The sequence below is a fragment of the Spirosoma profusum genome (assembly GCF_014699005.1).
Classification (GTDB): domain Bacteria; phylum Bacteroidota; class Bacteroidia; order Cytophagales; family Spirosomataceae; genus Spirosoma; species Spirosoma profusum.
Window position 1 is genome coordinate 20,569 of the sequence record NZ_JACWZY010000058.1, and the last position, 8,722, is coordinate 29,290.

At 46.1% G+C, this 8,722-nt stretch carries 5 protein-coding genes; all 5 read right to left on the reverse strand.

Going from position 1 to position 8,722, the window contains the following annotated elements:
• Positions 1–82 precede the first annotated feature (82 nt).
• The 5 genes from IC229_RS33095 to IC229_RS33115 all read right to left on the reverse strand — a co-directional run bounded on the left by IC229_RS33095 (position 83) and on the right by IC229_RS33115 (position 8,153).
• Positions 83–892, reverse strand: coding sequence for a LytTR family DNA-binding domain-containing protein (locus IC229_RS33095; RefSeq protein WP_190892968.1), 810 nt, complete (start codon positions 890–892; stop codon positions 83–85).
• 16 nt (positions 893–908) lie between these two features.
• Complete coding sequence (locus tag IC229_RS33100; protein WP_190892970.1) at positions 909–2,111, reverse strand: DUF418 domain-containing protein; 1,203 nt, start codon at positions 2,109–2,111, stop codon at positions 909–911.
• A 221-nt stretch (positions 2,112–2,332) separates the two neighbouring features.
• Positions 2,333–3,262 (reverse strand): alpha/beta hydrolase, encoded by a 930-nt coding sequence (locus IC229_RS33105; RefSeq protein ID WP_190892972.1) that lies wholly within the window; start codon positions 3,260–3,262, stop codon positions 2,333–2,335.
• Between the two features lie 126 nt (positions 3,263–3,388).
• Positions 3,389–3,856 carry an LIC_13387 family protein gene (locus IC229_RS33110; RefSeq protein WP_190892974.1) on the reverse strand — a complete coding sequence of 156 codons (468 nt, stop codon included), beginning with the start codon at positions 3,854–3,856 and terminating at the stop codon, positions 3,389–3,391.
• Between the two features lie 190 nt (positions 3,857–4,046).
• Complete coding sequence (locus tag IC229_RS33115) at positions 4,047–8,153, reverse strand: putative Ig domain-containing protein (RefSeq protein ID WP_190892982.1); 4,107 nt, start codon at positions 8,151–8,153, stop codon at positions 4,047–4,049.
• Positions 8,154–8,722 lie beyond the last annotated feature (569 nt).

Genomic DNA, 8,722 nt, shown 5'->3' on the forward strand with positions numbered 1-8,722 from the left:
GGAAAGGCATCCATTCCGATTCAGTCTGTGCAAAATCTGATTTGGACTGCATTTGCGGAGTAAGAATAAGCTTGCCAACGACTCACCGATCCATCCATTTCCGGAAGGTGGAGGCCGTTTTTTGGCTGATTGTCAATTCCGTTGTAAAAGGGGGAGTCAACGTTAACTTGATTTTCCCGAAATCAGCCGATTGGTAGGAGAAGCAGGCCGCCAACTGTACAATGTGCTGACGATTCACCCGAAAAAACTTGACCGGATCGAGTCGCTCCGCCACTTTCTGCAAGGGTTCATCCAGATGATACCGGGTATTATTGAACGTAAATAACCAGGTTATTCCGTGCTCCACGCTAATCAGGGCAACTGTATCAATGGGTACCGCTATTTTTCGATTGCCCTGAATCCCCAGTAACGTAGTAGCAAATTGTGCTTCTTTTGTAGCTGTTTCTACCTGATTCGGCTCTTTCTGCGTAAGCTCCTGATAATAGGCAATCCCACTGAAAAGACTATTGATAAAAAGCATAAACAGGAGGATAACAGGAAATTCCGTCTTTAAAAAAGAGTCTGTGCCAAAAACGTGTTCTGAATCAATAAATCGATAATGAAGGTACGCGAAGCTATAGGCAAGCGCAGTGGCGCCCCCCAATCCAAACGCGATCTGAGTAACCAGTCTCGAAATAAATTTTGTCTGCCAACTCAGCCGATTATTCAGCCAGATAGTAACGAGATCTATATACGTAAAGATGAGCAGGGCCTGGAATAGAGTAATGATAATATCGCGGTAATAGACAGGTTGGCGCACTAATTCGACCAAAGGCGCACTATTGAAGGTGCCTAAAAAAATGGCGATAAAAGCGGCTCCTCCAACTTGCAACCAACGCGACCGCGTCATCATAACGTAACGTATGTTATCAATTTTCAATCGGCGAATGTAGCCTGGATGTATCGGCTCCTGCATAGGCTAAGCGACGCCATATCCATTCAACCGGGCCAAATTCGTGACGACTAAGCCACCAACGGCTGAGCAGTATTTGCAGTGTAAAGATGGCAAATGTCCAACCCAACATCGCCACTGGCATAACCTTTCCAACGGTTCCGGCTCCGTAGAAGATTGCAAATGCAAGCAATGTCTGACTAATGTAATTGGTTAGCCCCATTCGTCCCACCGGAGCCAGAAAACGTAGTAATCCCACTCCCAAAAGGCCCGTGTAGAGTTTTACAAATAGGGCAACGTAGCATAAACTATGCAGTACCAGACAACTTGCAACGATAAAGATAACGCCCAGCATATACGGTTCATCCATTGGTAACAGCCCTTTATGAATAGCCCAGAAACCCACGCTACCCGCCACACCTGCGGTTCCTCCCCACCATAACCACTTTCTGATGAGCGGTTTATGTGCGGCTGGATTACGAAAAAAACCGATCCTGGCTAACCAGACACCCAATACCATCCGTCCAAACATAGCGACTAACGAGATGGGCATATCCTGAATGAAATTGTGCCAGGGATCAATAATCCAGTTTGTGCGCAAAATCTGCGGGTATGATCCCTGAATAAACGTCGTGTAAATGAATGTTTGGAGCGGAATCCCATCAACCTGCTCTGGATTCGTGCGAATGCCTATCATCTCGTTCAGGATAAATACCAACGGCGTCAGAAAGCAGATAAAAACCAGTGCTAGCCGTAGTGTCGCTTTGGTAGAGAGCGACCGAATAGCTAGTAAAGCAATACCAAGCAGGGCATAACTACGGATAATATCGCCGAACCAGAACAGGTAAGCGTGCAGGCAGCCGATTAAAAACAGAATCAGCATACGTTTACTGTAATAAGGAACGAAGTTTACCCCCTTCGCTGAAGCTCGTTGCTGCTGAATCGAAAACCCAGCTCCGAACAGAAGCGAGAAAATTGTCATGAACTTGGTGTCAACCAGAATCATCAGCAGGTCAGTGAGCCAGGTATCGGTTCGTTGTTCGGGTGGCAGCCATTCGTAACGGGAAAAAGACCAGATATTAACCGTCAGAATACCGAAGAGCGCAAATCCGCGCAGAGCATCCATTAGTTGAATTCGCTCGTGGGCCGGTATAGACCGGAATGGAGTCATCGTAATCATTCTTTGTTGTGCGTTTAAAATTCAATTCGTGAGGAGCAAAGACCTTCCAAATGAGGGCTTTTAGAAAGGTCGTCCCAGCTCAGAACGCATCCATTCGGTACGTTATGGAACTTGCGCTCGAACTGTCTGGCTACAAAGAAAAACTTACAAATTGAGTCAATTCGCGCTGGGAACGATTACGAAACTGAAGTAGAGAAATTCAGGGGTGAAGTATTGTAAGGCTATCGATTTGACCAGATTGATTCAAGGAACTGAAAAATCTGGTCAAATACTCTTGCAAATTCTGAGCTGGAAAAGTTACCGTGTTTCTTACCGGGGATACGTATCAATTTATTGACGACACCCATTTTTACTAAAGCGCTGTGATACGTTTCTGATTGCGCAATTGGTACGTTGATGTCCTGATCGCCGTGGATACTGAGTACAGGTGGTGTTTTCTGAGTAACGTAGTGAATGGGTGATACCTGCTGGAAGAATTGGCTGGTAGGTTCCTCATCACCAGTAATAAGCTTCGTATACGCTGGATTATTCCAGAACGTAACAGCCTTTTCAACATCCGTAATTCCGTACCAGTTGATTACAGCCGAAACTGCTTTTGGGGGCGCTGCAAACCCGGAATCAGCTTGCAAAAGTTGGTCATTGGTAGCTCCCCCAGCCATTAACGCTAAATGAGCTCCGGCCGATTCACCGGAAAGAACAATACATGTCGTATCGAATTTATACGTAGCCGCATTGGCATAAACCCATCCCAGCGCGGAACGACAGTCGCGGATGCAGTTTACTACGTTACTACCTGGCCCCAGCAGTCGATAATCGGCCGTTACAACGCACCAACCTTTTTCGAGGTAAGGTAACAAAAGCAATGACCGAGATAGTTTATCGCCACTGCTCCAGCCCCCTCCGTGAAAATAAAGCAGTGTGGGTTTGCGCTTTTCCGACAGTTCGATCCAGGGGTCTTGTCCTAATTGTTTAGCGGGAATGTAAGCGTCTAAATACAAATTCGTCTGCCCCGCTTTAGCGTAACATATATTCGAAATAACCGTTGTATTCGCCATGATCGACGTAAGAGCTGTCGATATGAATTTTTGCCGTGCGCAGCCCCCTAAAATCACCGCAAGGAGAATGAACGTAGCACTAACAATTCGATTCATATTACGTTCTGGCCGATCAGCCGAAAAGTGTTATGTAACTAAATCAGTATAGGGCTATTTCGCTACGTTATTTTGCCTCAAATAATGATGCATACGCTACCTGATACCAGGTGAAACGTACCGTAATTACCTAATTAAAGCAGTTTTAACTGTTGACTGATTTGGTATATGAACTTCCTTTTTAAGCCGGATTATAGCATACAGAATCAACAAAATCGCAGCCAGGGACGTAATGGCCGGAACTAGAAAGAAATATAAGAAACTTGTGATCGCAAAAGCCAGCAGGCAAAGTAAGATTGGATACAATAGTTGAGTCGTATTCTTTGAGGCATTTTCCGTCTGACTCGACAACAACCAAAGCAGAATTGACAACGTAATGAGCGTTAGAGTCATATTCAGGCTCATTCCCGTATAGAATTCGTCGTAACTCCGAAACTGCATTCCAATAGGAAATTTGTACGTTTCCATGGCACGTAGCACCTCACTTGCTTTAGGGTCATTGGTGTCCTTACGGGTGAAATGGCCTATCGAATGGCCTAGAGCAAAGAACAAAACGAAAAAGGCTGCGGTACGTAAGGAAGTTCTGGGTTTCATAAATGGTACGTATGTTAGATGCTTACAGGCTTAAAATAAGGAAGTATAGGTTGGTGAAATTTGAGTTTGAATCGCAATTACTACGTCCTCGGAAAATAGAAACGCTCTCTTTTTCAGTGGACTAGTTGAACGTAGCACCTGGATTAACGGCATGTGCTACGTTCAATAGGCAGAGTTATCTAAGAGCCGTTTATCGGCTTAGTAACTTAACAGTTTGACGCTGGGTAGACGTGCTAATCTGTAAAATAATAAGTTGATTTAGAGATTGGATTGGTACACGTACCCGCTCACGGGTACTTGCCTGATTAACTACTTCCTGATGCAGTTGTCGACCTTGGGAATCCATCAGTTCGACCTGAAACTGCTGTCCAGAAATTCCTGTAACCTCTATTTCAACGGTTTGGCCTTCAACAGGATTTCCTAATACGTTTACGTTAAGTATGTCTGCTTCTATGTTTGCTCCCTGACGTGAAGCAGTTGTACAAGCAGATAACCAATTGTAAGCATAACTGGCTAATGTGTTTCCCTGCTGGGCACGCAGGTTTATGACGGGATTATCTGTGTACAACGTAAGTGTATATGGCCCCGGATTGGTTGTGGGTAAAAGCTCGTTGACAATAGAAAAACTAACAGGCTGGCCAGTTAGACCTGTATACTGGGGATTAAAGCTTAGTTGACGCTGATAAGGAGTCAGCACCGTACAATTTACCAGACTTACCCCGGCAATTGCAAATCCCCCTGGGGTAGTTGGTGGAGAAGTGATCGTCAGGACAAACGTGGCACTGGCTGACAGACCATCTGGGTCAAGAACTGTAATGGTAACCGTACTCACGCCTGTTACCGATGGAGTTCCGCTGATACGATTTCCTGTTAAGCTAAGGCCGCTTGGTAGGTTATTGGCCGAAAACGTAAGCGATTGTTGATCCGGGTCACTGAAATAATCCGTTAGCTGTAATTGATAAGCCTGGCCCTGCAACAGCGTTTGGCTTGGAACACCGGTTGTAACAGGTGGCCGGTTTGGAACAGTTCCACTTGTACAGGCAGCCAGCCAGTTATAGCGAAAACGGACTTCACCATTACCCGACTGAGCAGCTACTAAAGTGACCGCCGGATTATCATTATACAGTGTAAGCGTATATGGGCCTGAATTAGTCGTGGGTAACAGTTCATTGACAATAGAAAAACTAATAGGATTACTATTTTGACCACTATACAGCGGAGTAAAATTAATTCGGTACAACCCGCTGACCGCATTAATCAACTGACACGCCTGCATCGTTACCGAAGTGATGGCAAAACCGCCCGGCCGAATAATCACCACAAGATCAGGCGATGGAGGACTGGTGCAACTGCCCACCGAGCAGGTTGCCGACAATGTGTAGTTCCCCGGCTGGCTGAACGTATAAATGTTGCCTTGCGCCACACCTGCGCCCCCTTGAGGTAACCAGGAAACCATGCCCTGACAACTAGTAGCCGTTACAGAAATGGGTTGATTGGTCGTGCTGAGAGCACTGGCCGTTAGGGTAGGCGCTGGCAGCGTTGTGCTACTGGTAACAGTGGTTTGTGCCGTAGCGGAACAGCCATTGGCTCCGGTCACGGTTACTGAATAAACGCCCGCAACACTTACCGTTGCCATTGGGCTCGTGCCGATCTGAACTGCCCCGCCACCGAAGCGGTAGGCAATCCCGCCTGAAGCCGTCAAGGTTACACTGGTCTGTGAACAGGTCAATGGGCCATTATTTTGCAAGGAAGCTGCGGGTGCATCCTGATCTGCACTTACGCTGGTAGAGGCTACGGCTGTACATCCATTTCCACTAATAACCGTAACGGAGTAAAGGCCCGCCTGAGTGACCGTTGCTGTGTTCCCCACATTTCCCCCAATCTGATTGGCTCCAGTGCTAAATCGGTACGTCGATCCTCCACTGGCAGTCAACGTTATGCTTGATTTAGTACAAGACAACGGACCATCATTGCTCAGACCGACCGAGGGTAAAGCTGTATCACTGTTGACAGTGGTTATAGCGGTAGCAGTGCAGCTATTCTGCCCGGTCACGGTCACCGTATACGTTCCCGCCTGAGTTATACTGGCCGTATTCCCGTTTTGAACAATACTCCCCGGACCACTGAAATTATACTGCACTCCCACATTCTGGCTGGAGGCTGTCAACGTAACACTGACTTTTGTGCAACTAAGCGGGCCATCGTTCGCTAAATTGGCTGAAGGAAGTTCAGTATTTCCATTCACAACGATTGTATTGCTGGCTGTGCAACCCGTAGCTCCCCCGGCCGCTGTGAACGTAACAGTATACGTACCAGGCTGGCTAACCTGTGCGATCCCGTTTGTGCTGTTCACTACGCCTGAAGGCCCACTAAACACATATGTACCAGTAGACGTACTGCTGGCCGTAAGCGTAACGGTCGGTTGAGCGCAACTTAAACTTCCACTGGCTATCAGGCTAACTGTAGGCCGGGGGTTCACGGTAACCGATATTGATTTTAAATCTGACACACATCCCGCAGGACTGATGGCACGACCGTAGTACGTACCACTTACCGATACAGCCGTCGGGCTGGATACGGGTTGATTTCCAGCCGCATCCGTAAAATATTGGAAAGAAGAATTTGGTATATCTGCTGTAAGTGCAGTTGTCAAATTCACAGTGGCCGGGCTACAAACCGCAGCAGGTGTATTAACCGTTACGTCGGGCTTTGCACGAACACTTAACGTAGCACCTGAGGAGTTGATTGATCCTCCAGCGTTCGAAGCTACGGCCCGGTAATATTTCCCATTTACTGACGTATTGGTCGTAATGGTTAACGTACTGGATGAGCCAGCCGACGTAACAGTGTAAATTCCTGATGAGCTTAACGTAGTAAAAGACGTGAACGTAGCATTTGTCGACTCCTGCCATTGGAAGCTGGTCGCGTTTGTTGCCGAAGCTGTAAATACAGCCGAAGTCCCTGAGCAGGCAGAAGTTGCGTTGGGTTGTTGAGTAAAGGTTGGGGCCGCTACTGGAACAGAAACTTGAGCCGTAGCATACCATAAATTTCGACTATTCGTACTGCTGCAACTGCCACTAAGCAGGTTATCAAAAAGCATCATAATCCGGCCGCCGGTTGTTAGTAGCCCGGTGTAAAGACTTCCTGCCTGTCCGGTGCTGGTATAAGCAGTGCCATTCGTCCAGTTAGCATCGCCGGTTATTCCGTTGAATTGATACGCGTAACGTAGTCCGCTAAGGGTAAAAAACTTATCGCCATTAGTGTTAAAACGAAGCGAATGAGGAAATACAGTACCCGTTAGTGCATTGATCTTGTTCTTGACGAAGGTTCCTGATTCATTCGTGGCATGGTACAGATTTTCCTGATAGTCAGAATAAATGATATGAATGTTATTCGACAAATCCGTGTCTATGGTTATCGTCTCGCCTTGTTGCTGATTTGTTTCACCGTGAGCCAGTTCAGTGGGCGTTGACCAACTGTCCGACGTATTATTAATATACCACAAGCCTCCGTCGCGACTTGTCCCGTTCGTTTCCCGCTGAAAAGCGATGTGCGCTTTATTATTCCCATCAACGGCCAGATCAAGCCGGGTTATTTCATTCGCCGATGGAAATCCTCCGGACTGAGAAAAAGCGTTCTCTCCCGTCCAGGAATTACCATTTTTCCGAAAATAACGTAGCGTATATGTACGTGGATCGTTTTCGTTACGTATCAGACAAGCAATATGAGGTACGTTACTGTTATCAACTTCGAGAATGGAAAAATTTAAAGTTGTGAAGCCGTTGAGGTCCTGAACGGTTTGAATTTCGGTAAATGTCCATGACGTACCGTTTGGACTTACGCCATACCAGATGCCTTTAGTGCCCGTTATGGGGTCGCCACGGTAACCATTAAATACAACATGAAACGTACCGGTAGCGTCAATGGATAACATAACTCCACTGGCAACGCCATCAAAATTGGGTACCCTGACCGTCGATCCGGTTCCTGTTGCCGTTGTAAAGGTGCCCACAGTCGACCAGTTGCTTCCATTCCAGACGAAAAGTTTGTAAACTCCATTAGCCTGCACACCTTTTTGCCAGAATCCATAAATTTTACCATCCACTGGATTCGTTGCAACTGCCGGAAATGGACGATCACAACCCGTTCCTTCTTCAATTTGACCTGTTGTAAATGAAGGTGTCTGGGCTTTCACAACATTGGTTAGACCGCTGACAATAAGGATGGTAAAAAGTACTAGTTGATAATGGACTAATCGATTCGAGAATAAATAATTAACGGCTGTAGAAAGTAACATAAACATTTGTCTTAATAGAACCTCACGTCGTTATTTCGCTGTATAACATGGCGTTATGATGGGGGATACACCATATTACATGGTTGTATGAATAAGCGCCAAATTATTTAGAGGATAAAACAAGGGTTTAACTGTCTGGCAGCACAGTCCTTTTATTTGAATACCCGAAAAATTTCTGTAGACTGAATAGTAATTAGGTTATCCTGAAGAAAGACTAATTAAGATGGTCTGATAAATCGGCACAGTGAACCTACATAACTTGCTGGGACGTGCGGCCTAAAACAAACTCCTTTAACGTCGCAAAGTAGAAGATGCGCATACAGAAACGTTCCACTTCATTGCGGTTTGTTACGATAGGATAAGAAAGCATTTGTCACGGAGCTACAAAGACCTGAACAGTTTGAACAGGAATAGTATACAAATCTGACATATTCAGTGTGCCGATAAACCGGACCACCTCCCAAATCAGAATTTACTTCTTGTTACCAATACTGGACTTGCAATAGTATAGTGGAGATTTTTTCTTAAGCGGCCATTGAGGAAGTGTAAAAATAAGATTCCTGTTGACT

What these genes read in the sequence shown, in the direction of transcription:
- IC229_RS33095 (WP_190892968.1), bottom strand. Translation starts at nt 892, where the DNA reads ATGATGACGCGGTCGCGTTGGTTGCAAGTTGGAGGAGCCGCTTTTATC.
- IC229_RS33100 (WP_190892970.1), bottom strand. Translation starts at nt 2,111, where the DNA reads ATGATTACGATGACTCCATTCCGGTCTATACCGGCCCACGAGCGAATT.
- IC229_RS33105 (WP_190892972.1), bottom strand. Translation starts at nt 3,262, where the DNA reads ATGAATCGAATTGTTAGTGCTACGTTCATTCTCCTTGCGGTGATTTTA.
- IC229_RS33110 (WP_190892974.1), bottom strand. Translation starts at nt 3,856, where the DNA reads ATGAAACCCAGAACTTCCTTACGTACCGCAGCCTTTTTCGTTTTGTTC.
- IC229_RS33115 (WP_190892982.1), bottom strand. Translation starts at nt 8,153, where the DNA reads ATGTTACTTTCTACAGCCGTTAATTATTTATTCTCGAATCGATTAGTC.